The following is a 24,984-nucleotide window of genomic DNA, read 5'->3' as shown; positions in this document are numbered from 1 at the left end:
CACCGGTCCTTGTGCGCGCGTGCACGATCCTTGGCTGAGCGTGCACGGTGGGACGGCGGACAGTGCCTGGTGGCCGGTGAGACGGTGGCCGGTGTCGGTGCTCGGTGGCTGGGCCCGGTGGCTGCGCCTGGTGCCGACGCGAGCCCTCAGTGCGGGGCGGCGAGGCCGGCGACGAGGGTGGAGAAGGCCGCGAGTTCCTCGGCGGGATCGGCCTCCCCGGTGGCGATGGCGATCGCGGCCTCCCGAATGGCGCCGACGAGGAGGGTGGCCACAGCCTCGGGCACGATGGCCTCCCGCAGCCGACCCGCGGCCTGGGCCTGGGCCAGGGTGTCGGCGATCATCGCCCGACTGGCCCCGGAGCCGATGCCGCGGGACTCCCCGGCAGAGATGAAGGCCGGTCCGGAGACGTTGTAGAAGTGGCCGCAGCCGGAGCTCGCGGCGAAGTCGAACATCGCCCGGGCGTGAGCAGTGAGCTCCTCGGTCCACACGCTCACCGCTGCGATCTCCGCGGTCGTGCGGGCGACGATCGTCCGCCCGATCTCCGCATACGCAGCGGAGACTAGCTCGGTGAGCCCGCCGGGGAAATGCGCGTAGACGGTTCCCCTCGACACTCCGGCCGCCGTCGCGATCCTCTCGATCGTCAGACGGTCGAAGCCCTGCGCGTCGATGACCGCGAGCACCCCGGCCACGAGGTCCTCGCGGGTCTGCGCCCGGCGCCGCTCCCGCAGACTGGGGGCGGCGTCACCGGTGTCGGTCGCACTGTTCACGCCTCGATCCTCTCACAGCGGACGGATCGTGACCGACCCCTGGATGGATTGCCAGTTCATGTTCTATACTCCGAGTATAACTTTGCAATCGGCCCGGGGGTCGCCGCAGCGCGACACCTGACAGAGCGACCGAAGGAGACAGCGATGTCGAGGACGGCCCAGCCCGAACCGCAGCGCACCACCGGCCCCGCAGCCGCGGACGCCGGCGATTCCGCGGCGACCGACGCCGATTCCGCGGCCGTCGCGGGGGCGGCGGAGCTCGCCGCGGAGTCCCTGGCCGCGTTCGGCCTGCCGGAGTCGACGGCACTGCGCCTGCTCAAGCACCGGGAGAACAGCGTCTTCGGACTCGAGCACGCGGGCACCTCCTACGTCCTGAGGGTCCACCGGCGGGGCTATCACAGCGATGCCGAGCTCGCGCGGGAACTCGAGTTCGTCGGCAGCCTCGCCGGTCGCGGCGTCCCGGTGCCGCGGTTCGTGCCGGTCTCCGATGCACGGAGCTTCGTCCACGTCGGTCACGGCCACCGCCTCGGCGTCCATCAGGTCGACCTCCAGCTCCACATCGCCAACGAGGGGAGCTTCGGTGACGAGCAGACGGCCTTCGACGGGACCGCTGCGCACGAACCGAAGGACTTCGACCGCCTCGGCGAGCTCATCGGAGACGTCCACGACGCCACCGTGGCCTCCGGGTTCGCCGTCGACGACGATCGCCCGTGCTGGGATGCCGAGGGACTCGTCGGGGAGTCCGCTCTGTGGGGCGCCCCGCTGCGGGTGCGCGAACTCCACGCGCCGGAGAACTCCGCGGCGCTGACCACGCTCACCGAGGCGATCGCCGACATCCGCACGGTCCTCGCCGACTACGGCGTCGGGCCGCAGCGGTTCGGACCGATCCACGCCGACCTCACCCCGGAGAACGTGCTGCGCACGAGCGCGGGTCTCGTCCTCATCGACTTCGACGACTTCGCCGCCGGCTGGCACCTCTTCGACCTCGCGACCGCCCTCTACTTCTTCACCCGCCATCCGCGGTCCGCGGAGTACCAGGCCGCGCTCTTCGCCGGCTACCAGCGCCGACGCCCGCTCGACGACGCGGATCTCGCGGCGTTCCCGGCCCTCCTCGTCGCTCGCGGGCTCACCTACCTCGGGTGGGCCGCCGATCGTCGCGGCGAGCCGGCAGCGGAGTTCCACGTCCACACCGTCCTCCCCCACCTCGTCGACCTCGCCGCCGCGTTCGTCGCCGACCGACGCTCCGGAGCCCACCGATGACCGACCTTCTCATCCGCCGTCACGCCACCCTGGGGCCCTATTCACCGCTGTTCTACGACGAACCGCTCGAGTTCGTCTCGGCCAAGGGGGTGTGGTTCACCGATGTCCACGGTCAGCGGTACCTCGACGGGTACAACAACGTCCCCCATGTCGGGCACGCCAACGATCGCGTCGTCGATGCGCTGTGTGAGCAGGCGCGCACGCTCAACGTCCACACGCGCTATCTCAACGCCCGCGTCGTCGACTACGCGGAGGCGCTGCTGGGGACCTTCGAGGATCGGCTCGAGCGGGTGTTCTTCGGCAATTCGGGGTCCGAGGCCAACGAGCTGGCCCTGCGGATCAGTCGCCAGCTGACCGGGGCGACGGGCCTCATCGTCTCCGATTTCAGCTACCACGGGACGACGATCGCGCTGGCGGAGATGACGACGGGATTGAAGACGCAGGAGGGCCTCGGCCCGCACGTGCGCACGCTGCGCATCCCCGACCTCGACACCGATGAGCGCAGCGCCGACGAGGTGCTCGCCGCCACGCTCGACGACCTCGACGCTGCGATCGCCTCGCTTCAGGAGGCCGGATTCGGGGTGTCCGCGTGTCTCTTCGACTGGCTGTTCTCGACCGAGGGAATGCCGCGTCTGCCCGAGGGGCTCGTGACCGGGATCGCCGACCGGGTGCGGGCCGCGGGCGGAATGGTCATCGCCGACGAGGTGCAGTCCGGGTTCGGGCGCACCGGCACCCACATGTGGGGGTATCAGCGGGTCGGTCTCGTCCCCGACCTCGTCACCCTGGGCAAGCCGATCGGCAACGGCCATCCGATGTCGGCCGTCATCACCACCGCCGAGGTGATGGATGCGTTCGGTCCCCGCAATGAGTTCTTCAACACCTTCGCCGGCAATCCCGTGTCCGCGGCCGTCGGGCAGGCCGTGCTCGAGGAGATGGCGGAGAAGGAGCTCATGGAGCGCGCCCGCGACCTCGGCACCGAGGCGAAGGTCCGGCTCGAGGAGTACGCCGACCGCTTCGACTTCATCCGCACCGCGCGGGGCGCGGGCATGTTCCTCGGCCTCGACTTCGCCGTCGATGGCACCCCCGCCCCCGACCTGACGAAGCAGGTCGTCGAGGCGATGAAGGCCAAGCACGTCGTCATCTCCCGGATCGGTCGGGACGACAACGTCCTCAAGGTCCGGCCGCCGCTCGCCTTCAGCGCAGCCGAGCTGCCCCTGCTCCTCGACGCCCTCGGGGAATCCCTCGATGAGGTCGAGGTGTGAGCGCCCCTCACCACGGGTTGGCCAGCTGCCACTGCTTCCGCCAATAGCTGTCGCCGACGTAGTGCGACTTCCCCGGCCGACAGCCGCGCAGACTCGCGTTCGCGCCGAGCCACGCACGCACGGTCGGAGCCGCCTCGTCCATCCGCTCTGCCCAGTCGTCGAGGACGAGGAGCAGCGTCGCCCCGTCGTCGGCGGTGAGCAGACACGAATAGCGCGGCAGTCCGGACGTGTTCTGCGAATGCGTGTAGGCGACGGCGTCGCACCCGGTCGTGAGGGAGAAGCGGATGTACTCCCCCGACACCGCTGAGCACAGCGCCTTGAAGTCCTGGTAGTCAGTGAGCCACTCCGGCACCCGATATTCGTTCATGCGTTCTATTATGCGCTCAGGGACTGACATCGGCCAGAGCGCTTCCGACCGCGCCCGGCGACCGGGTGCCGGCGGGCGACAGATGGCGGACGACGGCCGGGAAATCCGCCGCATTCGGCGGTTGTCGCCCCCGGGCTCGTCCGTGGATCGTGGAGAGTGAGACCGTCACCGAACACGAAGAGAGGCACTGATGAAGACTGCGCGACTCCACGGACGCGAAGATCTGCGCATCGAGGACATCCCCGAACCGACCGTCGGCCCCGGACAGGTCAAGCTCCGCAACGCCTACGTCGGGGTGTGCGGCAGCGACGTCCACCTCTACCTCAACCCCGAGGCCTCTCCGATCGACCTCTTCTCCCCGCACCCGGTCACCGGCGCCCACCTACCCCAGCCGATGGGCCATGAGTTCTCCGGGACCGTCGTCGAGGTGGGTCCCGACGTCGAGGGCATCGCCGTCGGCGATCGCGGGGCGGTGTTCCCCATCGCCTACAGTTGCGGGGAATGCGTCGCGTGCCGGCGCGGCGCACCGACGAGCTGCCGCCTCATGGCCTCGCTCGGGGCCAACGCCGACGGCGGCGGCATGGCCGAGTACGTCACCGTCTCCGCCTCGCAGTTCCACCGCGTGCCCGAGTCCGTCGACCTGCAGACGGCGGCGCTCGTCGAACCGATGGCCGTGGCGTGGCACGGTGCCGCCCGGAGTCGGGCCGGTGCCGACGACGTCGTCCTCATCGCCGGGGCCGGACCGATCGGGATCGGGGCGTGGTACGCCTTCCGCGCGCGTGGGGTGAGGGACGTGCTCGTCTCCGAGCCGAGCCCCGAGCGTCGGCAGAAGATCGCCGCCCTCGGGGCCACCGTCATCGACCCGACGACGGAGGACCTCCACGCCATCGTCGCCGACCGCACCGACGGCGACGGAGTCGATGTCTTCTACGACGCCGCCGGTGTTCCCGCAGCACTGGCGACCGGACTGGCCGAACTCGCCCCGGGCGGCCGCGTCGTCCTCCAGTCGCCGCACGAGCACGGGTTCGAGATCCAGCCGAGCGCATTGATGATGGGCGAGACCGAACTCATCGGCGCCGTCGGCTACACCGCCGAGGAGTTCGACGAGGTCATCGCGCGCATGGAGGCAGGCGACTACGACACGACCGGCTGGGTCGAGGAGATGGCCCTCGACGACGTCGTCACCGCGATCGACACCCTGCGCTCGGGCGCGGGCACGAAGATCACTCTCCGGGTGGGTGACGCCTAATCCTGACTCACGCGTTGTCACTCAGGCGAGGTCCGTGACCTCGCCGAGCAGCGGCTCCTTCCCGCTCTTCGCCGCCTCGACGAGCAGCGCATGATCGGCGGTGACCACCTCGGCGTACTTCTCCGCCCATGCGGCCACGGCGGTCGCGAACGAATCCGAGGTCCCGAGGTACCCGTCGACGAGGCGGGCCTGCGGGGACTGGGAATGCGCGCGGGCGAGCACCTCACCGCACAGCCGGGAGTAGCCGTCGAACTGGGTCGCATCGAGTTCGGCGAGGTCGTAGCTGCCCTTCATGTCGCGGAACTGCCGCCAGTAGTAGTCGCGTCCCCCGTACGTCGTCCAGCCGAGGAACGGATCGGAGACGGACTGGAGCACGAGCTGCGAGCGGACGACGCGTTCCCCCTCCGATGACAGCCGCCGCCCCTCCGGGTGGGAGGAGAACTTCGGCAGACCGCCGAACGCCGAGACCACGGATTCCTGGGCCTCCTTGACCTGGAGCAGCAGCGACTCGCCGTCGGGGCCGGTGAGGAGGACGAGGAAGCAGCGGGTGCCGACGCTGCCCACGCCCACGACCCTGAGCACCGAATCGGCCACCCCGTACTGCCTGAGCAGCACGGCCACATCGGTGCGCGCCGTCTGCCGGTACTCCGCGAAGATCCCGGCGACGTCGATGCCCTGTTCGTCGAAGTGCCTCGTCAGCGGGGGTTGGTCGACGATCCGCAGACCCGAGGACGACGTCTCCGTCGCGAACTTCTGCAGCGCCTTCTCACCGGTGCGGCTGCGGGCCTTCTTCATCGCCTTCGTCGTCGCCTTGCGATGCCCCTTGCCGCTGATCGCCTTGAGCATCGTGTCCGAATCGACGATCGCGTAGAAGCGGTCGAGCGCGGTCACCGCCATGAGCGCAGCCAGCCGGTCCTGGTATCCCCGCACCGCCGCGAAGGCCGCCGATCGCCCGACGTCATCACCGAGCCCGTGGACCTGAGCACTGAGGAACGCCGAGGCGGCGAGGCGCTTGACGTCCCATTCGAACGGGGCGAACTCCGCCTCGTCGAAATCGTTGAGATCGAAGACGAGGGAGCGCTCCCGGGACGCGAAGAAGCCGAAGTTCCCGACATGCGCGTCGGCGCTCGAGAGCACGACGGGACCGGTCGTCGTCCCGGCGGCGAGATCGATGGCCATCTGCGCTGCCGCCCCGCGATAGTAGCTGAACGGCGATTCGGCGAGCCGCTGGGTGCGGATGCCGAGGAGTTCGGGCAGCCGCGACTCGTTCTGCCGGCAGATCACCCCGACCGGGTCGCGGTCGGCGGGCAGCAGCAGCTCGGCATGGCGTGAGCGCGGGGTGTCCTTGCGCAGGGCTCGGCCGTCGGACTGGTCCATCTCATCACCCTCGCTCTCACCGCCTCGGCCCGTCGCCGATGCGTCCCCTCATCGTAGTGCGGGAGAACGGATTGCCGAGGCGGCGAATCCGCCTATTCAGCGCCTTTCTCAGGCGATGCGCTCGGGGTGGGAGTAGACGTTGAAGCGGCCCTTGCGGTTGAAGCCGATGACGGTGACACCGCTCGTCTTCCCGAAGTCGACGGCGAGCGCCGAGGGGGCACTGACGGCCGACATCATCGGAATGCCCGCCATCGCGGACTTCTGGACGAGTTCGAACGACGCCCGGGCCGAGACCTGGAGAACGGTGCGCGAGAGCGGCAGTCCGCGCTCAGCCATCGCCCAGCCGATGACCTTGTCGACGGCGTTGTGCCGGCCGACGTCCTCCCGGATGACGAGGAGTTCGGGTTCGGCCCCGGGATCGTCACCGACGGCGAAGAGCGCGGCGGCGTGGACTCCCCCGGTCTTGTCGAAGACCGCCTGTCCGGCGCGCAGCCGGTCAGGCAGCTCACCGACGCGGGCAGGGGTGAGCAGCGGAGGGAAGACGATCTCCCCGTCCTCGTCGAGACGCGGGGCGTCGATCCCGCCGAGGCCGTCGGCGGGCACGAGCGGATATGCCGACTCCTTCGTCACCGCGTCGATCGCGGCCGTGCCGCAGATCCCGCAGGAGGACGAGGTGTAGACCGACCGTGCAGGCGCCGTGGCGGCATCCCAGACCCCGGGTCGCAGGCGCACCCCGGCGACGTTGTAGTTCCGGGAGCCGTCGGGGGCGAGCCCTGTTGAGAAGTCGATCTCGGCGATGTCGTCCATCGACTCGACGATGCCCTCGGAGAGCAGGTAGCCGGAGACGAGTTCGACGTCGTTGCCCGGGGTGCGCATCGTCACGGAGAACTGCTCGCCGTTGAGGTTGACCTCGAGCGGCTCCTCCCCGGCGAGCGAGTCCGGTCCGGCTTTGATCTCACCGGTCGCGTCGAAGCGGTGGACGCGGGCGCGGACGGCCTTGCGCTGCTGCACGGCTCAGACCCGCGGACCGTGGTCGGTCGTGTCCTCGACCGAGGTCTGGATGTGTTCGAGGAGGTCGTCGATGACGGTGATGCCGTCCCTGACCCCGCCCTTCGAGCCGGGGAGGTTGATGACAAAGCTGCGTCCGCGCACCCCGGCCACGCCGCGGCTCATCACTGCCGACGACGTCGATTCGAGGCCCTTGCGCCACATCGCGTAGATGAGCCCCGGCGACTGCCGCTCGAGGAGTTCGGCGGTGAACTCGGGAGTTCGGTCATCGGGCGCGAGACCGGTGCCGCCGCTGGTGACGATGATGCGCGGCCGCTTGTCCTCAGGCGTGTCGATGAGGAGGCCTCGCAGGGTCTGCCCGACGGGTTCGCCGTCGCGGACGACGATCGCGTCGGGACAGTCGTAGCCGCGTCCGCGCAGCCACTCGACGAGGAGCGGGCCGGTCGTATCCGGTGCCTCTCCCCTGGCCGCCGAGGTGGAGGCGATGATGACAGCGGCAGAGCGTCCCGCGCCGAGGCGGTCGGTCGTGGTCTCGCTCGTCGTCATTGCGCGTCTCCTCACTGGTCCATCGCTGGGGTCGCCACCATTCTTCCACGCCGCCCTGCCGTGCGCGCGTGCCCCGGTCGCCCTCGACCTGCCGCGCGCCCGTCCCTCCGGCGACAGGCCGGCATGATGGTCAGTAGAGTGAGAGTGAGTCGCCGCGGCAGCCGAGGCCCGGTGTGTCGAACGAGGAGCCGCGATGGACGACCTGACGCTGAGCACGCTCACCTGGCTGCGCATGGTGCGCTTCGTCCAGAACAGCAATCAGCTCTCCAACGACCACCTCAAGCAGTTCGATCTCACGGTCGGACAGTTCGAGGCGCTCGCGAACATCCGCGCCTATCAGCCGATCACCCAGTCCGACCTCGCCGAGCGGCTCACGGTCAGCGGCGGCGGGATCTCCCGGATGCTCACCCGCCTCGAACGCGACGGCCTGATCGCCCGCCGTCAGGACTGGAAGACGAAGTACATCTCGCTCACCGACAAGGGACGAGCCCTGCTCGAAGAGGCCTTCCCCAGCCAGCTCGCCCTCCAGTCCTCGATGTTCGACGACGCCCTGAGCGAATCCGAGCGCATCGAGCTCCACGCGCTGATGAAGAAGCTCTACGAGCGCAGCGCCGCACGCCGCAGCGCACTGCCTGGGACCAACGGGGAATAATCCTCCGGACTCCTCAGTTGACATGACAAACGAGAACGTCATCGTCACCCAAGGAGACACCGTGCCCGAGTCCCAGAACCTCATGAAGGAGCTGAACTTCGACCCCAGCCAGGGCCTGCAGTTCGGCATGTACACCCTCGGCGACCACCTGCCGAACCCCGCCGACGGCTCACGCGTGAGCGCCGGCGAGCGCATCCGCGAGTTCGTCGCCTACGCCAAGGCCGCGGAGGAGGCCGGCTTCGACTTCTTCAGCGTCGGCGAGAGCCACCAGGAGTACTTCGCCTCGCAGGCCCACGCCGTCATCCTCGGCGCGATCGCCCAGGCGACGTCGTCGATCCGCGTCGGCAGCACCTCGACGATCCTCTCGACCTCGGACCCGGTCCGCGTGTTCGAGAACTTCGCGACGATCGACCATCTCTCCGGCGGCCGTGCCGAACTCGTCGCCGGCCGTGCCTCACGGGTCGGCCTCTTCGAGCTCCTCGGCTACGATCTGCGCGACTACGAGGAGCTCTTCGAGGAGAAGTTCGACCTTCTCCTCGAGATCGCCCGCGAGGAGTCGCTGACGTGGAACGGGCAGTATCGCGCCCCGCTCACCGATGCCGCGGTCATCCCCCGCCCCGCGCAGGAGACGTTCCCGATCTGGCGAGCCGTCGGCGGTGCGCCGACGAGCGCGATCAAGGCCGGACTCGCGGGCGTCCCCATGGTCATGGCCCACCTCGGCGGGACCACCTCGGTGTTCAAGACGACCGTCGACGCCTACCGCGAAGGCGCCCGCCATGCCGGATACGACCCGGCGACCATGCCGATCGCCACGGCCGGGTTCCTCTACACGGCACCGTCGTCGCAGGATGCCCTCAAGGAGCTCTACCCGCACGTCAACGAGGGGATGCGCCGGGTCAACGGGCAGGGCATGCCCAAGCAGCTCTTCGCCCAGAGCGTCGACCCGCGCAGCATCGTCAACATCGGCAGCCCCCAGGAGATCATCGAGAAGATCCTCCACCAGCACGAGGTCTTCGGCCACCAGCGCTTCCTCGGCCAGATCGACTTCGGCGGGATCCCGTTCGACCGGGTGATGAAGCAGATCGAGACGATCGGCTCGGAGATCATCCCCGCCGTGAAGAAGTACACCGCGCAGCCGACCGCCGCCGATTCCGACGGCTCCGACGCCCCTGCCGAGGCGGCCTCGGGTGACGGCGAGACCGCGGGCACGAAGAGTGAGGAGCTCGTCTGATGAGAATCGTCGTCCTCTCCGGCTCGAACGTCGGGACGAAGACCCGCACGGTCATGGAGTACGTCGCGCAGGCGGTGATGAGCTTCGACCCGGACGTCGAGGTCACGCTCATCGACCTCGCCGAGGCGGACATGGTCTTCAGCGACGGCCGGAACTTCACGGAGTACTCCGGGGACACCGGGCGGATCACCCGGACGCTCATGGACGCCGATGCGATCATCATCGGCACCCCGATCTTCCAGGCCTCGATCCCGGCGACGCTGAAGAACGTCTTCGATCTGCTGCCGACGAACGCCTTCCGCGACAAGGTCGTGGGCATGGTTGCGACCGCCGGTTCGGCGAAGCACTTCCTCATTCCCGCCCAGCAGCTCACCCCGATCCTCACGTACATGAAGGCGCAGGTCGTCCATCCCTACGTGTTCGTCGAGGAGAAGGATCTCCACCGCAATCAGATCGTCAGCAGCGACATCACCCAGCGCCTCGACCGCCTCGTCGAGGACACCATCGTGCTCACCCGCACGTACACCGCGATCCGCGAGGAGAGGGAAGCCGCCTACGGCTTCTGAGCCGGCCACGCCGCCAGGTGCATTGCGACAATGAGGCTGGTTCGTCAAGCGAATCCCGGAGAGCAGAATCCGCTCTCCGGGATTCGCCGCATCTGCCCGCATCAATGCTGGTGAGAGCCGAGATTCACGGAGGTTTGCCGAAGTCCGCCCAGGGTCCTGCCAAGCTCCGTGAATAGGGTTCTGGTTGTCATTTCAACTCACCTGGAGGACAACATGTACGCCACCACCGGACTGCCGACACTTGCCCGCGACGTCATTGCCCTCATTGCCCGCATCGGGCTCGGAGTCATCCTCATGGCCCACGGCTGGCAGAAGTTCAGCGAATGGACCATCGCCGGAACAACCGATTCGTTCTCGCAGATGGGAGTGCCCCTCCCCGAGGTGGCCGCCCCGTTCGCGACCTTCGTCGAACTCATCGGCGGCGCCCTGCTCATCCTCGGCGCCTTCACTCCGATCGTCGCCGTGCTCATCGCCGCGAACCTCCTCGGAGCCCTCGTCATCGTCCACTTCATCCCCGCCCCGTTCGTCAGCGAGGGCGGTTGGGAGCTCGTCGCCGCACTGTCCGCCGGAGCGCTCCTCATCGCCGCGATGGGACCCGGCCGCTTCAGCGTCGACCGCTTCCTCTTCACCGGTTCGAAGAAGTCGAAGTCGGCATCGCGTGCTGCCCGCACCAGCGGTGCGCACTCGGTCGCGACGGCCTGACGTGTCGTGACGGCCTGACTGAGAGCAGCTCCGAGGGCCGCTCGTCCCCACTGGGGCGAGCGGCTCTCGTCGCATTCCCCGGAAGGGGCAGCCTTTGTCGCATCCCCAGCTCACCCTCCTCCGGTCGGACCACCTCGGCGCCGATGCCCCTCCTCTGCCAAACGGCGCGATCTTCGCTAGACTGGAGGTGACGCGGCGATCGGGACGACCCGGTCGCTGTCCTACGCGATGAGGACGGCCTCGTAGAACTGGATCAGACCGTCATGAATGCCGCACTCCGCAGCATCATCACCCCCGCAGCCGTCATCCGGCTCATCCTCGGCTGGGGCGCTGTCGTCGCCCTCGCCGTCTTCGGCTCCTCCCTCGAGGCTCCTGCCCCGGCGCCGCTGCTCATCACCGCGCTCGTCGTCATCATCGGCGTCATCCTGCTCTGCGCCTTCGGAGTCGTCCACGAAGCCGAGCATCTGGCGCACCGCCTCGGCGATCCCTACGGTTCGCTCGTCCTCACCCTCTCGATCGTCCTCATCGAGGTCATCCTCATCGCAGCGGTCCTCCTCGGTCCAGGCGACCATGCGACGATCGCCCGCGACTCCGTCATGGCCGTGGCGATGATCATCCTCGGCGCCGTCGTCGGCATCTGCCTGCTCGTCGGCGGCCTGCGGCACGGGGACATGGAGCACAACCGCACGGGCACCTCGGCGTACCTCAGCCTCCTCGTCGTCCTCTCCGCGCTCGCATTCGGCCTGCCCGCCGTCATCGGCGAGGACGGCAGCTATCTGCCGTGGCAGGAGATCCCGATCATCGTGCTGACGATCGCGATCTACGTCTTCTTCCTCGTCCGCCAGATGGGTGCGCAGGCCGATGACTTCCGCGAGGTCGACCCGCGCCTCGTGCGCTCAGGCGCGGCGCAGGTCGAGACGGCGGAGGCCGACGCCTCAGCGGGCTCAGGGCGCGCCGGCACAGCGCAAGCTGGCACCGTTCACACCGGCCCGGCGGAGGCCACCGCACGGCCCGGCGTCCTCGAGATCATCGCGACCCACCGCGTCGAGATCGTCGCTCGCCTCACCCTCCTCGTCATCACCGTCCTGCCCATCGTCCTCCTCTCCCATGACATGGCCGCGCTGCTCGATGACGGGCTCAGCCGCCTCGGCGCCCCGACCGCCCTGTCGGGCATCGTCATCGCGATGATCGTCTTCCTGCCCGAGACGATCACCGCCATCCGCGCCGCCTGGCAGGGTGAGGTGCAGCGGGTGAGCAACCTCTGCCACGGTGCGCTCGTGTCGACCGTCGGACTGACCATCCCCGTCGTCCTCGTCATCGGCCTCCTCACCGGCCAGCAGATCGTCCTCGCCGAGGGTCCGGCGAACCTCCTCCTGCTCGGCGTCATCATCCTCCTGTCGGTGGCGACATTCGCCGCCAGGAGGGTCACCGCCGTCCACGGGGCGGCGCTGCTCATCGTCTTCGCCGCCTACGGGATCAGCGTGTTCTCGTAAGCGACCTCGCCGAGGCGGCGGGTCCCTCGCGGCCCGACGACGCAGTCTGTCCCAGCCCATCCGCAAAATCGCCGACCCGTCGCCGTGACCGGCCGATCCGTGGCAGGCTGAAGACACCTCGTGCGGTGCGACCCCACCGCCGATCGAGGGAGAGAGGAGGAGTGAAGATGCGCCACGACGCCGAGCGCTCGGTCACGCACGCCTTCCTCGAGGCTCCCGTGCCCGCACATTGGCAGGTCGTCGTCAGGCAGCTGAACGCCAGTCCGTTCACGCGCCTGAACAGGGACGACATCCTCGTCGAGGCAACCGGCCTCCTCCTCGTCGCACCGTCGGCGGAGGTGGTCGCCGCCTGCCTCGGCAGCCTCCTCGACGCACTCGAACAGGTGCCCTCCGGATTCGTCACGGTCCGCACCGCCGAGGAGGTCGTTGCCGCCGACGTCCCCGCGGGGGCGTGGGTCCTCCTCCCCCATCGTGCGGACGGATGGGTTGAAGCCGAGACCGCCTCGGCGCAGCTCCACAGAGAGTTCGTCGCGGAGAACACTGCGCGGACCCGCGCCGGCAGCGCAGGTGACGACACTTCCGACGAATCCCCGCGCACCCCGAGCATCACCGTCATCGAGTACGGGATCAACCTGTGGTTCTGGGCCGAACCGCCGTCGTCCGGGGGCGATCCCGTCTGCCACGCTGGGGAGCTCATCAGCTGGGAGAGCGCGTGGACGCTCAGCGACGCCGCGACCACCGCAGCGGTGCGGCCGCCGATCCTCTTCGGGCTGCCGCCGGTGCTGCGCCGACGGCGAACAGCCGGCTGAGCTCGCGGTTCACCGGGCAGCCGCGACGGTCACCGCAGGGTCGATCCTCTCGTCACCGCGGACCGTGCGTGCCCACGACCGACCTGACCTCCTCGACGAAGGCGAGCGCGGCCGGGCTCGGATTGAAATCACTCCACGCGAGGTATTCGGTGCGAGTCGGACCGCTGGTGACCGCCACCGTCGTCAGGCCCCGTCCCGCAGGCACCACCGCCGGGGGCAGGAGCGCGATCGCGAGGTCCGCGCTGACGAGATCGAGGATCATCTCTGCGGTCATCACCTCGAACGCGACGGTGCGCGCCAGCCCGGCGGCGGCGAACGCCCGGTCGGTCTGCTCCCGACCGGGACTGCCGACGGGGAAATCGACGTAGGTCTCGTTCGCGATGTCGGCGAGACTGAGGCGACGTCGTCCGCCGAGGCAGTGCCCGGGACCGAGGACGGCGACGTGACGTTCCTCGGCGAGGACGAGATGGTCCGTTCCCGCAGGGCTCACCGTGGCCGGCAGTCCGAGCACGGCGGCGTCGAGCTCGCCGGCGCGAATCTCCGCGATGAAGCGTCGGCTGTCTCCGGCTCGCATCGTGATCCGCACATGGGGATGTCTGGCGTGCAGTGCGGCGAGCACGGCCGAGAGGTCGAGGGCGGTGACCGTGGGAATGACGCCGATCGACAGCGTCCCGCGGATCTCACCGGCCGCTGCCGCAGCGACGGCCCCGGCCCGATCGGCGGCCTCGAGGGCGGCGCGGGCGGCGGGAATGAACGCGGCACCGGCATCGGTGAGGTCGACGCGCCGGCTCGTGCGCGCGAAGAGCGTGACGCCGAGTTCACGTTCGAGGACTTTGATCTGATGGCTGAGCGCCGACTGGACGACGTGACACCGCGCGGCGGCTCGCGTGAAGTTCCGCTCCTCGGCGACGGCGATCGCATAGCGCATCTGCTGAAGCTCCATGCATTTATCGTCGTACACGATCGCTGAGATGAAAAGCATGTGTTGGACTCATTGCTGATTCGGGCGGACTCTGGAGACATGACTTCGACGATCTCACCTCCGCATCCCTCGCCCACCCGGTCCCGCCTCGGCGCGACTCTCGCCACCGCTCTCGCTCCTGCCGTCTGGGGCACGACCTACCTCGTCACGACGGCTTTCCTGCCCGCCGACCATCCGCTGTTCGCCGCGCTCATGCGCTCCCTGCCGGCGGGCCTCATCGGCCTGCTCATCGCCCGTCGGCTGCCGCAGGGTTCGTGGTGGTGGAAGGCGCTGGTCCTCGGGACCCTCAACATCGGCGTCTTCTTCCCGCTCCTCTTCGTCGCCGCCGGTCGCCTGCCGGGCGGAGTCGCGGCAACCTTGGGGGCCACGCAGCCGATCCTCGTCACAGTCCTCGCCGTCGTCATCCTCGGCGAACGGCTCTCACGGTGGCGACTGGCGTGGGGCATCGTCGGCGTCATCGGTGTCGGCATGGTCGTCCTCGGGCCCGGGGCCGGCTTCGACCCCATCGGTCTCCTCGCCGGCATCGGCGGGGCGGCGTCGATGGGCGTCGGTGTCGTCCTCGTCAAGCGCTGGGGCCGCCCGCCGGGGTTGAGTGCGGTCGGCTTCGCCGGTTGGCAGCTGACCGCGGGCGGGCTCGTCCTCCTCGTTCCCACACTGGCCGTCGAGGGCGTGCCGGAGCGCATCGATGCGGCGGGAGTCGCCGGCTATCTCTGGCTCGGCATCGTCGGCGGCATCCTCGCCTACACCCTGTGGTTCCGCGGGTTGGGCCGCCTGCCAGTGACCGCGACGGCCCTCCTCGGGCTGCTCTCACCGCTCGTGGCAGCGGGCCTCGGCGCGCTCTTCGCCGGTGAACGCCTCACCCTGCTCCAGATCGCCGGCTTCGGTCTCGCGCTGGCCGCGCTGGCCTGCGGACAGCTCGCCCCACCTCGGCGGGGACAGCCCACGTGACGACGGACCGCCTCGGCGATGACGATCTGAAGCCCCTTGACTCACGGTCGTAGGCTGAGGATATGGAGTTCAGGTATCTCGGAAACAGCGGATTGAAGATCTCGGAGATCACGTACGGCAATTGGCTCACCCACGGTTCGCAGGTCGAGAACGACATCGCGACGAAGAGCGTCCATGCCGCCCTCGACGCCGGCATCTCGACGTTCGACACCGCCGACGTCTACGCCAACACCGCCGCCGAACAGGTCCTCGGCGACGCGCTGGCCGGGCAGCGACGGGAGTCGGTCGAGATCTTCACGAAGGTCTACTTCCCGACCGGCCCGAAGGGGCACAACGACACCGGACTGTCGCGCAAGCACATCATGGAGTCGATCAACGGGTCGCTCACCCGCCTGGGCACCGACTACGTCGACCTCTACCAGGCGCACCGCTACGACTACGAGACGCCGCTCGAGGAGACGATGCAGGCCTTCGCCGACATCGTCCGGGCCGGCAAGGCGCTCTACATCGGTGTGAGCGAATGGAACGCCGACCAGCTGCGCGCCGGTCACTACCTCGCCCGGGACCTCGGCATCCAGCTGATCTCGAACCAGCCGCAGTACAACATGCTGTGGCGGGTCATCGAACCGCAGGTGGTGCCGACGTCGAAGGAGCTCGGCATCTCGCAGATCGTCTGGTCGCCGATCGCCCAGGGTGTCCTCACCGGCAAGTACAAGGTCGGTCAGCCGGCCCCTGCCGGGTCGCGCGCCACTGATGACAAGGGCGGGGCGGACATGATCTCCCGCTACCTCAATGATGAGACGCTCACGGCGGTCGCGAAGCTCGAGCCGATCGCCGCCGACCTCGACCTGACGATGGCCCAGCTGGCGATCGCGTGGGTGCTCGCCAATGACAACGTCGCCACCGCTCTCGTCGGGGCGTCGCGTCCCGAGCAGATCGCCTCGAATGTCGCCGCAGCCGGGGTCAAGCTCGACGCCGAGGTGCTCGATCGCATCGATGAGGCGCTCGGTGATCTCCCGGAGACGGATCCCGCGAAGACGAAGTCCCCGGAGACCCGCATCGTCTGACGCGCATCTCGGGTCGCGCCGGCGGGTCCCGGGCAGGAAGCGGAGCGATCACTCCCGACAGGCAGTGGCTCGAGCGCCTGGCGCTGGGTGGCTCGAGCGATCCGGCGCGGGGTGGACGCTCCGGCGCGTATCCCCCGAGGTGGATCTGCTAATCCCCCGAGGTGGATCCGAGCTGAAGATCAGCGGATTGTCGAGCTCGATCCACCTCGGAGAGCCGAGTCGGCAGGATCAGCGCGGAGCGTTCATGCGGTGGAGCAGCGGATTGGGCTGTCGTCGGTGTGGATCGTCAGACGGGCCCGTTGCCGCCGCGCCGCACCGAATCTAGGGCACGGTTCTCGTGCGCGCCGGTGTCTCGGCCGGTGCGAAGATGAGGGGCGACGCCAATGCAGTGAGGATGCCGGCGGGCAGGCTGAGACTGGCCAGTGAAAGCACATACTCCCAGACCGCGATCGGCGGGGGCCGGACGAAGCTGCCCGAGGCCAGGCTGACGAGCATCACTGGGGTCAGAGCCGCGGCGAATCCGAGAACGAAGCAGAAGACCACCGCGCTCAGACGACCATGCAGCCGTGGCGCCGTCCTCCGAACGACGAAACTGCACGGAATGCCCATGACCACGCCCAATCCGATGCCGATGCCAAGGGCCCACCGTGTGGCGACGAGGAAGCCGTCCACAGGCCCGATCGACATACCGTCCCCCGTGACTATCTGCGGAACCAGCAGGAGGAGCACCATGGTGACCACCCCACCGAGTCCGCCGATTCCCCCAGCGAGAACGACGAATCGCCAGACTGTTCCCCATTTGCCGAGCACCATGCATCCAACCTAACTGATCACCGTCAGGGACGCCGGTGGTCGTGGCGTGCGGCCATGAAGGCGCGCTTGAGGTTGGTCGAGGGCGCGTGGTCGCCGCGATGTTGTGGCCGATCAACGCCCGCCACTGGCCACGGCCTACTTGTAGAAGCCCTCGCGGAGGTTGATGCCGTATTCGACCCACGCCTTGAGCGCGGCGAGCATACCGGTCCAGCCCATCGAGTTGCCGAAGGCACCCTCGGCTCCGCCGACGGTCGTCTTCCACGCCTTCTCCGTGATCGTCACGAGCGTGCGGGTTCCATTGTCGACCGGCGCGAACTCGAAGGTCGTCGTCGTCTTCGGGGTCGTCGTGTGCTCCGAGCCCTCCCACGCGATGACGATCTTCTCATCGGGGATGGTCTCGATGACATCGACCGGGAAGCGCCCAGGGAAGTCAGCGAAGTCCCAGGTCACCTCGGCGCCGGGGTCGAGTCGACCGCGGGCGCCGCCGGTCGTGAAGTACTTCGAGAGCTGCTCGGGGTCGGCCACCGCCTCATAGGTCTCATGGGGCGTCTTCGAGATGTAGCCGGTGACCGTGAAGGAGAGCTCCTCCAGCGGGGCCTGCTTGTCGTTCTGCTCATCATTCATGTGATATTTTTACCACATGTCTGAGGAGAAGGGAACAGGTTCGCGCCGAGGCGACCGCGCGGAAAGCGGATCCGCCGACTCTCGCGACGACGCGGTGTTCAAGGCGCTGGCGAATCCGACCCGGCGTCGCATCCTCGACCTCCTCCGCGCCGAACCGCGGACGACCGGCGCCGTCGCCGCCGAGTTTCCCGACCTCGATCGCACGACGGTCCTCCAGCACATCCGTGTGCTCGAACACGCCGAGTTGCTCACCGGTCGCAGGGTCGGCCGGACCCGGGTGCTCGCCCTGGCTCCGTTGCCGATCAAGCGGATCCACGACCGGTGGATCGGCGACTATGCTCATGCCGCCGTCGAACTCCTCGCCTCCCTCGACACCGAGGCTGAGTGACCCGGCCACTGCGCGCACTCATCTTGGCCAGTCTCGGAGTCTGCGCCGGGTCCAGGGTGAAATCCGCGGTCTGCTCCCTCTAGTCCCGGCCACCCGATGTGCCGGCTCGCCGCGCGGCGACGATCCATGACACGAGTCCCGCGAGCAGGAGGATCCCGGCGCACAGCAGGAAGGTCACGGTGTCGCCGAGGTAGGTGAACCCCACCCCGCCGATGACCCCGGCGATGCCGAGGCCGATGTCGAAGCTCATGTTCCACGCGACGCTCGCCCGCGCCGGAGTGCTCACGGCGGTGAACGCCATGACGAGGCTCGCCGACTGGAGGGTGCCCAGCCCCAGCCCGACCACCGCCATCGCCAGCCCGAGGACGACTCCCCCGCCGGTGATCGCCGTGACGATGAAGCCGCAGGCGGCCAGGCCGACACCGGCGAGGTTGAGCCCGAGCGGCGAGCGCGCATCGGCGACGGCTCCGGCGGCGAAGCGCCCGATGACGGAGAACACCTGCATGATCCCGATGTAGATCGCCGGAGTGGCGATCCCCTCCCCTGGACCGAAGCCGACGATGAGTCCGAAGGTGACCATGCCGATGAGGAACGGCGCGAGCATGGTGAGCAGAGGAAGGATCTCGCCGAGGCGGTGCCGGCCCTGCGAGGACACCTCGCGGCCGGCATCAGGGCCCGAACCCCGGGCACCGACGTCGGCGCCCGACCCCCGGGCACCAGCGTCATGGCCTGAAGCCTGAGCATCAGCGTCAACGGCGCGGTGTGTGCCCGGCAGCCCGTCGCGCTCGGCGCCGGGCGGCGGGACCGGCACACGCCCGGGCAGGAAGCGGATGATCGTCGGTGCGGCGAGCAGCAGGGTTCCGCACGCGATGAGGCGGAACGACCACACGGGGACGACGCCGATGAGCCACAGGCCGAACGGCGCACCGAGGGCCGCCGCGAGCGAGGTGATGCCGCCGAAGATGCCGAGCGCCTTCCCCAACCGGCGCGGTGCCACCGTCCCCGGGACCGCGGCGTTGGCGAGGACGACGAAGAGGCCGAACCCCATGCCGCCGAACACCCCGGCGAGGACGAGGCTGAGCAGCGGCTGCGTCACGATGAGGCCGCACACCTGCCCGAGCACCTGGAGTCCGAGGGCGACGAGCAGGGCCGAGCGCAGGCCGAGCCGCGCGCCCAGCCACGGGGCGAAGGGCTGGACGGCGATGACGCCGATCATCATCGTCGTCAGCACCGCGCCGCCGGTCACGGTCGCGAGCCCGCCGATCGCCCCGATCGAGACCATCGTCGAATAGCTGAGGAAGAACCCGGAGAAGCCGAACATCGCCGACCACACGAGCCCGAGCAGGGCCGGGGTCAGAGTGCGACGATCATCCATACTCGCACGTTACGTCATCGCATCGCCGAGGCGGCTGCGGATCTCGCAATCGACCATGTCCGTGCGCTCCCCAACCGCAGGTCTCCGCTGGTCGGACGTGCCGTCTCCCATGGAGAGAGCTGTCATCTGGTGTTCCTCGACGTTCTGTAGAATCGCGGCATGACCTCGTCGCAGCTTCCCGACAGCCCGTCCTCCGGCCTCATCGACACGGCTTTCGTCCTCCGCTACGAGCCCCTGTACGAACTCACCGAGCTCGAGGCTGAGATCTTCGATTCGATCGCCCCGAAGGTCGTGCGCCGCGAGGGCTACAAGCGCAAGAACTTCCTCAAGGTCGTCGAGTGGAAGGCCGTCGCGGTGTTGCCGATGGCCGAGAAGCTCTCCGGCGACGACATCGACTACGTCACCGCCGTCGCCCTCGACGATGACACCCCGAACCATCTGCGCCTGCCCTTCCTCAAGGTCCTGCCGGGAGTCGGCAACCCTCTGGCCAGTGCCCTGCTCACGGTCTTCGATCCGAAGAAGTACGCGATCCTCGACGCCCGCGCCGTCGGCGTCCTCCACGACCATGGGCTGCTCGAATCCGCCAACCCGTCGCATGTCGACTACACCGCCTACCGGAAGCTCGTGAAGTCCCTGGCCAAGGGCGCGAACTGCGCACCCCTCGACCTCTACCGCGCCCTCGTCGCGTACTCCCGCCAGCCGCAGGGCTGAGCGTCGCCGACCTCCGGCGGCCTCAGAGCGCGCCGGCCGCCGCCAGCGCCGGCACCACCCGATCCCGGGTGAGCGGGGCGAACTGGCGCTCGACGGTGTCGGCGGGCATCGGAGCGCACGGGAACCATCCGGCCGCGGCGATCTCGGCCTGATGCCTGATATCGGTGAGGTCGAGCCCGGCCGGCACACCGTCGTAGACGAAGACGTCGCCGATGACCCGATGGTCGGCCTCATTGGCGGCCGCCGCGGTGAACTCCCCGAGCGACGAGAGCCGGGCGGGATCGAGGTCGAGTCCGAGCTCCTCGGCGATCTCCCGGATGATCGTGTCCTCCGGGGTCTCACCCGCCTCCGGTTTGCCTCCGGGCAGCATGAACGACGTCGTCCCGGTCTTGCGGACCATGAGGAGCTCCGGGCGGTCGGGGTGGATGACGACGAGCGCGCTCACGCGGATGTCCCTCATGGTGTCCTTTCGCCGAGGCGGTGGTGTCCGGTTCAGTCCGACCAGAGGCCGGAGGCGCCTCGGCGATGGGAGCCGACGAGGTGCGTGTCCACCATACCGACGGCCTCCATGAGCGCATACATCGTGGTCGGACCGACGAAGCGGAACCCCTCGCGCTTGAGCGCCTTCGACAGTGCCGCCGATTCCGAGGAGGTCGTGGGCACCTCGGCGATCGTCTGCGGTGTCGGGGTCTGCGCGGGCCGGAAGCTCCAGATGAACTCGGCGATGCCGCCGGAGTCCCGCAGCGCGATGATCGCCCGGGCGTTGCCGATGCATGCCTCGATCTTCCCGCGATGGCGGATGATGCCGGGATCGGCGAGGAGGGCTGCCACCTCGGCGTCACCGTAGCCGGCGACGGTGTCGACATCGAAGTGGGCGAAGACCTCGCGGAACCGTTCGCGCTTCTTGAGGATCGTCAGCCACGACAGTCCCGCCTGGAAGCCCTCGAGGCTGAGGCGCTCGAAGAGCCCGGACTCATCGCGCACGGGCAGACCCCACTCGGTGTCGTAGTACTCGAGCAGGAGCGGATCCCCGTAGGCCCACGGGGTGCGCGCGAGACCGTCCTCACCGACGACCGGGCCGCCTGCCATCGTCTCCGCTGCGCTGGACTCCACGGCGCTCGTCTCCTCCCTCATGGTGCCGCTGCCTCCTTGAGAGTCTCCCACAGCGCTGCGACGTCGCTGCGCTCCGTCGTCAGGGAGCCGATCGAGATCCGCACCATCCACCGCCCGTCGAGCGTCGACGGGGACACGTACGCGCGCCCGGAGTCGTTGACCGCCCGCGCCCACTCCCGGGTGTGCGCGTCGAGGTCCTCCCCGGTCAGGCCCGGCGGCTCATGGCGGATGCACACGGTCTGCAGGGGCACGGGGGCGACGACGGTCCAGTCCGGTTCGGCCTCGACCTGCGCGGCGAACCAGCGGGCGTTCTCAAGGTCGCGGCGCAGGCGGGCGCGGATCGCCTCGGCGCCTTCGATGCGGAGCATGAACCACAGTTTGAGCGCCCGGAACCGGCGTCCCAAGGGCACGCCCCAGTCGCGGAGGTTGGTCACCTCGGCGTCCCGATCGGACTGCAGGTACGAGGGGTTCGTCGACATCACCGCCTCGAGATGGGCGGGATCGCGGACGAAGAACAGGGAGCAGTCGAAGGCGACCCCGAACCACTTGTGGACGTTGATGACGAGCGAATCGGCGCGATCGATGCCGTCTGCCATGCCCCGCATCTCCGGGAGGATGAGGGCGGAGCCGGCCATCGCGGCATCGACGTGGAACCACAGTCCGTGCGCGGCGGCGACCTCCCCGATCGCCGCGAGCGGGTCGAGTCCCGTGGTCGTCGTCGTTCCGCACGTCGCGACGACCGCGGCGGGGACGGCACCGGCCGCACGGTCCGCCGCGACCGCTTCGGCGAGGGATTCCGGATCCATCGCGAAGTCCTCGTCGACGTCGACCCAGCGGATCTGGTCCTCCCCGAACCCGGCGAGGAGCACGGCCTTGCGCACCGAGGAGTGCGCGTACGGGCTGAGGTAGACCGTCAGCGGAGCGCTCGCCTGGGTGAGCCCGGGTCCCATCATCGCGAAGTCCGAGGCGCGCTCCCTGGCCTCGAGCATCGCGAGCAGCGTCGCCGTCGAGGCCGTGTCCTGGATGACCCCGCGGAAGTCCGCGGGCAGCCCGAAGAGGTCGCGGGCCCACCCGAGGACGACCTGCTCGACCTCCGACAGCGCCGGGGAGGCCTCCCAGGACAGCCCGAGCACTCCGAGCCCCGAACTCGCGATGTCCCCGAGCACCGAGGAGAGCTCGCTGTTGGCGGGGAAGAAGTTGAAGAACCGCGGATGCTGCCAGTGCGTGAGCCCGGGCATGACGATGTCATCGAGATCCCCGAGCACCGCGGTCGGGTCCTCCCCGTCCTCCGGCGCCGAGGCGGCCAGCTGAGCGGCGATGTCACCGGGGGCGACACTCGCGCGCACGGGCCGCTGCGGCAGGGAGGCGCGGTAGTCGGCGATCCAGTCGATGAGGTCGTGGCCGTGCCGCCGGAACTCCTCGGGCGTCACCGACGCACCGCCCGGCGACGCGCGCCGGATCCGCGGCCCGACTCCCTCACCATCACTCGGTGCCGCCGGCGATGTTCTCCTGCATGTGGAGGAACTCGACGTGGCGCTCGTACTTGTCGAGGACGTCATCGATGAGCTGGTCCTTCGTGTAGCCCATGATGTCGTAGCCCTGACCGGCTCCGCCGTCGAGGTAGACCTCCATCCGGTAGTAGTCCTCGGTGCCGCGCGGGACGCGGCCGCCGAACGACGGCACACTGACCTTGTGCGGCCACACCTGGTAGCGGAACGGGTACTGGCCCTCGCCGTCGACCTCGAGTTCGACGAGGTCTCCGTTCTCGTCGAAGCGCCCCTCGGAGTCGACCCGCCCGCAGCGGGCGGAGATGCCGCGTGAGCGCATCTCCTCGGCGATCTCCTGCATCGTCGGCAGGAGCACGTTCTGCTCGTAGTCGCGGACCTTGCTCCCGCTGGGGAACGCGAGCACCCGGGAGAGCTGCTTCTTCCACGTCTCCGATCCCCGGCCCGACCGGCGGGCGAGCGAGCCCGAGAGGCTCTGCTCGACGCTGTCGACGCGGTTGCCTTCGACGCGCAGGGCTCTGTAGAGGCCGATCATCACGAGGATGATGACGAAGGCGAAGGGCAGACCCATGATGACCGTCGCGCTCTGCAGCGCGCCGATCCCGCCGACGATGAGCATCGCCACGGTCAGCGCACCGGTGAGCACGGCCCAGAAGATCCGCAGCCCCGCCCGTCCGTCGTCCTGCGGGGTGGGCAGGAACGAGGAGAGGTTCGCCATGACGAGGGCCGCGGAGTCCGCCGAGGTGACGTAGAAGAGGAGGGCAGTGAGGGTTGCCAGAGCCGCGACGACGGTGAAGGCCGGGTACTGGGCGAGCAGCTCGTAGAAGCCGCCCTCGGGATTGAGCATCGTCTGCTCCCCGAACTCCAGGTTGCCGCTGCGGATGATGTCGAGTGCGGAGTTCCCGTAGATCGAGATCCACATGAAGATGTAGATGAAGGGGATCGTCAGGGTGCCGATGACGAACTGGCGGATCGTGCGGCCCCGCGAGATGCGGGCGAGGAAGAGTCCGACGAAGGATGCCCAGGCGATCCACCAGGCCCAGAAGAACAGCGTCCAGTCCGTCATCCACGTGCCCGTGTCCTCGAAGGCGAAGGTCTGGCCCACCATGTTCGGGAAGAGGCGGACGAAGTCGGTGACGTTGAGGACGAATGCGTTGAGGAGGAACTGCGTGTTGCCGGCCACGAGCACCCAGATGCTCAGGGCGATCGCGGCGAAGACGTTGAGCAGGGAGAGGAACTTGATGCCCTTGTCGACGCCGGAGACCGCTGAGAGCGTGGCCACGCCCACGCCGATGACGACGATGGCGACCTGGGACGCCACGGACACAGGCAGGCCGAAGACGACGTTGAGGCCGACGTTGACCATGACGACGCCGATGCCGAGCGAGGTGGCCACACCGAAGATCGTGCCGAGGAGGGCCGCGAAGTCGACGGTGTCGCCGAGCGTCCCCTGGACCCGCTTGCCGAAGAGCGGGGCGAGTGCCGAGCGGATCGCCAGCGGCATGTTCATCCGGTAGGCGAAGTAGGCGAGCGCGATGCCCATGAGGGCGTAGAGGCCCCAGCCGCTGAGCCCGTAGTGGAAGAGCGTCCACACGGTCGCCTCACGGGCGGCGTCGACGGTCCCGGGTTCCGTGCTCGGCGGCTGCAGGTACTGCGTAACGGGTTCGGCCACGGCGAAGAACATGAGGTCGGTGCTGATGCCGGCGGCGAAGAGCATCGACGCCCACGACAGGAGACCGAATTCGGGCTTCGAATGCTCGGGGCCGAGCTTCGTCGACCCGTACCGGGAGGCGGCGAGGTAGATGACGAAGACGAGGACGATCGCGACGAGGAGGACGTAGAACCACCCGAACCAGTCCGAGGTCCACCCGACCACAGCACCGAGGACGGCCTGGGCGTTGACGGGGGCGAGGAACGCCCACAGTGTGATCGCGAGCGTGCCGACGGCCGCCGCGATGAAGACGCGCTTGTTGACCGGTGGCAGGTTCTTCTTCGACCTGCCCGCCGCGTCCTCGTTGGATTGCTTTGCCTGGAGTGTCATCTCTTCGCTCCCTCGTCCGGCGACCGACCGCCGCGATGTCATGGGCAACTGGGGGTTCATGGGGCAACTAGGGGTACATGGGCAACACGAGATTGGGGATTGGGGGTCTTGGAGAGCCGTGTCCCGGA

26 protein-coding genes are annotated in these 24,984 nt (G+C 68.8%); 13 read left to right on the top strand and 13 right to left on the bottom strand.

From position 1 onward, the window contains the following. Positions 1–146: 146 nt before the first annotated feature. Positions 147–767: a TetR/AcrR family transcriptional regulator gene (locus tag J9315_RS03875; RefSeq protein ID WP_198499504.1), complete on the bottom strand. Its 621-nt coding sequence runs from the start codon at positions 765–767 to the stop codon at positions 147–149. Between the two features lie 144 nt (positions 768–911). Between J9315_RS03875 and J9315_RS03870 the strand changes: the two genes are divergently transcribed. Further along, positions 912–2,027, top strand: coding sequence for a phosphotransferase (locus J9315_RS03870; RefSeq protein ID WP_198499505.1), 1,116 nt, complete (start codon positions 912–914; stop codon positions 2,025–2,027). After that, positions 2,024–3,289: an aminotransferase class III-fold pyridoxal phosphate-dependent enzyme gene (locus tag J9315_RS03865; protein WP_198499506.1), complete on the top strand. Its 1,266-nt coding sequence runs from the start codon at positions 2,024–2,026 to the stop codon at positions 3,287–3,289. Before J9315_RS03870 ends, J9315_RS03865 begins: the two co-directional genes overlap by 4 nt. Before the next feature lie 7 nt (positions 3,290–3,296). On the opposite strand, the gene J9315_RS03860 is transcribed toward J9315_RS03865, so the two are convergent. Then, positions 3,297–3,656: a hypothetical protein gene (locus tag J9315_RS03860; RefSeq protein ID WP_198499507.1), complete on the bottom strand. Its 360-nt coding sequence runs from the start codon at positions 3,654–3,656 to the stop codon at positions 3,297–3,299. A 190-nt stretch (positions 3,657–3,846) separates the two neighbouring features. On the opposite strand from J9315_RS03860, the gene J9315_RS03855 reads away from it, so the two are divergent. Then, positions 3,847–4,905 carry an alcohol dehydrogenase catalytic domain-containing protein gene (locus J9315_RS03855; protein ID WP_198499508.1) on the top strand — a complete coding sequence of 353 codons (1,059 nt, stop codon included), beginning with the start codon at positions 3,847–3,849 and terminating at the stop codon, positions 4,903–4,905. Positions 4,906–4,926: 21 nt separating this feature from the next. Here J9315_RS03855 and J9315_RS03850 read toward each other — a convergent pair whose 3' ends face one another. The 3 genes from J9315_RS03850 to J9315_RS03840 all read right to left on the bottom strand — a co-directional run bounded on the left by J9315_RS03850 (position 4,927) and on the right by J9315_RS03840 (position 7,836). Then, positions 4,927–6,282 carry a DUF2252 domain-containing protein gene (locus J9315_RS03850; RefSeq protein ID WP_198499509.1) on the bottom strand — a complete coding sequence of 452 codons (1,356 nt, stop codon included), beginning with the start codon at positions 6,280–6,282 and terminating at the stop codon, positions 4,927–4,929. Between the two features lie 108 nt (positions 6,283–6,390). Further along, positions 6,391–7,293, bottom strand: a complete 903-nt coding sequence (gene fdhD / locus J9315_RS03845; protein WP_198499510.1) for a formate dehydrogenase accessory sulfurtransferase FdhD — start codon at positions 7,291–7,293, stop codon at positions 6,391–6,393. A 3-nt stretch (positions 7,294–7,296) separates the two neighbouring features. Further along, positions 7,297–7,836 (bottom strand): MogA/MoaB family molybdenum cofactor biosynthesis protein, encoded by a 540-nt coding sequence (locus tag J9315_RS03840; RefSeq protein ID WP_198499511.1) that lies wholly within the window; start codon positions 7,834–7,836, stop codon positions 7,297–7,299. Positions 7,837–8,029: 193 nt separating this feature from the next. Between J9315_RS03840 and J9315_RS03835 the strand changes: the two genes are divergently transcribed. The 6 genes from J9315_RS03835 to J9315_RS03810 all read left to right on the top strand — a co-directional run bounded on the left by J9315_RS03835 (position 8,030) and on the right by J9315_RS03810 (position 13,289). Next, entirely contained in the window at positions 8,030–8,488 is a 459-nt protein-coding gene (locus J9315_RS03835) for a MarR family transcriptional regulator (RefSeq protein ID WP_198499512.1), read from the top strand. Positions 8,489–8,510: 22 nt separating this feature from the next. Continuing rightward, positions 8,511–9,719, top strand: a complete 1,209-nt coding sequence (locus tag J9315_RS03830) for an LLM class flavin-dependent oxidoreductase (protein ID WP_232623678.1) — start codon at positions 8,511–8,513, stop codon at positions 9,717–9,719. Next, on the top strand, positions 9,719–10,285 hold the full coding sequence (locus tag J9315_RS03825; RefSeq protein ID WP_211978840.1) for an NADPH-dependent FMN reductase: 567 nt from the start codon (positions 9,719–9,721) through the stop codon (positions 10,283–10,285). Before J9315_RS03830 ends, J9315_RS03825 begins: the two co-directional genes overlap by 1 nt. Positions 10,286–10,498: 213 nt before the next feature. Further along, a complete protein-coding gene (locus tag J9315_RS03820; protein WP_198499514.1) occupies positions 10,499–10,987 on the top strand; it encodes a DoxX family protein in 489 nt (162 codons plus the stop codon). Positions 10,988–11,250: 263 nt separating this feature from the next. Beyond that, positions 11,251–12,480 (top strand): calcium:proton antiporter, encoded by a 1,230-nt coding sequence (locus J9315_RS03815; protein ID WP_198499515.1) that lies wholly within the window; start codon positions 11,251–11,253, stop codon positions 12,478–12,480. Between the two features lie 167 nt (positions 12,481–12,647). Continuing rightward, positions 12,648–13,289 carry a hypothetical protein gene (locus tag J9315_RS03810; RefSeq protein WP_198499516.1) on the top strand — a complete coding sequence of 214 codons (642 nt, stop codon included), beginning with the start codon at positions 12,648–12,650 and terminating at the stop codon, positions 13,287–13,289. A gap of 52 nt (positions 13,290–13,341) precedes the next feature. Here the strand turns inward: J9315_RS03810 and J9315_RS03805 are convergent, their stop codons facing one another. Further along, entirely contained in the window at positions 13,342–14,271 is a 930-nt protein-coding gene (locus J9315_RS03805; RefSeq protein ID WP_232623679.1) for a LysR family transcriptional regulator, read from the bottom strand. 39 nt (positions 14,272–14,310) lie between these two features. On the opposite strand from J9315_RS03805, the gene J9315_RS03800 reads away from it, so the two are divergent. Beyond that, positions 14,311–15,219 carry an EamA family transporter gene (locus J9315_RS03800; RefSeq protein ID WP_198499517.1) on the top strand — a complete coding sequence of 303 codons (909 nt, stop codon included), beginning with the start codon at positions 14,311–14,313 and terminating at the stop codon, positions 15,217–15,219. Between the two features lie 62 nt (positions 15,220–15,281). Further along, the gene (locus tag J9315_RS03795; RefSeq protein ID WP_198499518.1) at positions 15,282–16,286 is read left to right on the top strand and encodes an aldo/keto reductase family protein; all 1,005 of its coding nucleotides are present in this window, start codon (positions 15,282–15,284) and stop codon (positions 16,284–16,286) included. Between the two features lie 321 nt (positions 16,287–16,607). On the opposite strand, the gene J9315_RS03790 is transcribed toward J9315_RS03795, so the two are convergent. After that, positions 16,608–17,099: a hypothetical protein gene (locus tag J9315_RS03790; RefSeq protein WP_198499519.1), complete on the bottom strand. Its 492-nt coding sequence runs from the start codon at positions 17,097–17,099 to the stop codon at positions 16,608–16,610. Between the two features lie 135 nt (positions 17,100–17,234). Continuing rightward, positions 17,235–17,723, bottom strand: coding sequence for an SRPBCC domain-containing protein (locus J9315_RS03785; RefSeq protein ID WP_198499520.1), 489 nt, complete (start codon positions 17,721–17,723; stop codon positions 17,235–17,237). Between the two features lie 16 nt (positions 17,724–17,739). Between J9315_RS03785 and J9315_RS03780 the strand changes: the two genes are divergently transcribed. Continuing rightward, positions 17,740–18,111 (top strand): metalloregulator ArsR/SmtB family transcription factor, encoded by a 372-nt coding sequence (locus J9315_RS03780; RefSeq protein ID WP_198499521.1) that lies wholly within the window; start codon positions 17,740–17,742, stop codon positions 18,109–18,111. 79 nt (positions 18,112–18,190) lie between these two features. Here the strand turns inward: J9315_RS03780 and J9315_RS03775 are convergent, their stop codons facing one another. Continuing rightward, positions 18,191–19,486, bottom strand: a complete 1,296-nt coding sequence (locus J9315_RS03775) for an MFS transporter (RefSeq protein WP_211978839.1) — start codon at positions 19,484–19,486, stop codon at positions 18,191–18,193. A 159-nt stretch (positions 19,487–19,645) separates the two neighbouring features. Here J9315_RS03775 and J9315_RS03770 point away from each other — a divergent pair, with 159 nt between their 5' ends. Further along, positions 19,646–20,197: a hypothetical protein gene (locus J9315_RS03770; protein WP_198499523.1), complete on the top strand. Its 552-nt coding sequence runs from the start codon at positions 19,646–19,648 to the stop codon at positions 20,195–20,197. A 22-nt stretch (positions 20,198–20,219) separates the two neighbouring features. Here the strand turns inward: J9315_RS03770 and J9315_RS03765 are convergent, their stop codons facing one another. Genes J9315_RS03765 through betT form a run of 4 tightly spaced genes read right to left on the bottom strand, consistent with a single transcriptional unit; the run spans position 20,220 to position 24,856 of the window. Further along, complete coding sequence (locus J9315_RS03765; RefSeq protein WP_198499524.1) at positions 20,220–20,657, bottom strand: NUDIX domain-containing protein; 438 nt, start codon at positions 20,655–20,657, stop codon at positions 20,220–20,222. A gap of 32 nt (positions 20,658–20,689) precedes the next feature. Next, on the bottom strand, positions 20,690–21,331 hold the full coding sequence (locus J9315_RS03760; RefSeq protein WP_232623680.1) for a DNA-3-methyladenine glycosylase I: 642 nt from the start codon (positions 21,329–21,331) through the stop codon (positions 20,690–20,692). Next, positions 21,328–22,740: a pyridoxal-dependent decarboxylase gene (locus J9315_RS03755; RefSeq protein WP_198499525.1), complete on the bottom strand. Its 1,413-nt coding sequence runs from the start codon at positions 22,738–22,740 to the stop codon at positions 21,328–21,330. Before J9315_RS03755 ends, J9315_RS03760 begins: the two co-directional genes overlap by 4 nt. Positions 22,741–22,792: 52 nt before the next feature. Beyond that, positions 22,793–24,856: a choline BCCT transporter BetT gene (betT, locus tag J9315_RS03750; protein WP_232623681.1), complete on the bottom strand. Its 2,064-nt coding sequence runs from the start codon at positions 24,854–24,856 to the stop codon at positions 22,793–22,795. Positions 24,857–24,984 lie beyond the last annotated feature (128 nt).

The organism is Brevibacterium sp. W7.2 (assembly GCF_018137945.1).
GTDB lineage: Bacteria > Actinomycetota > Actinomycetes > Actinomycetales > Brevibacteriaceae > Brevibacterium > Brevibacterium sanguinis.
The sequence above is the reverse complement of the archived record's forward strand: the minus strand, read 5'-3'. Positions and strand labels throughout refer to the sequence as shown.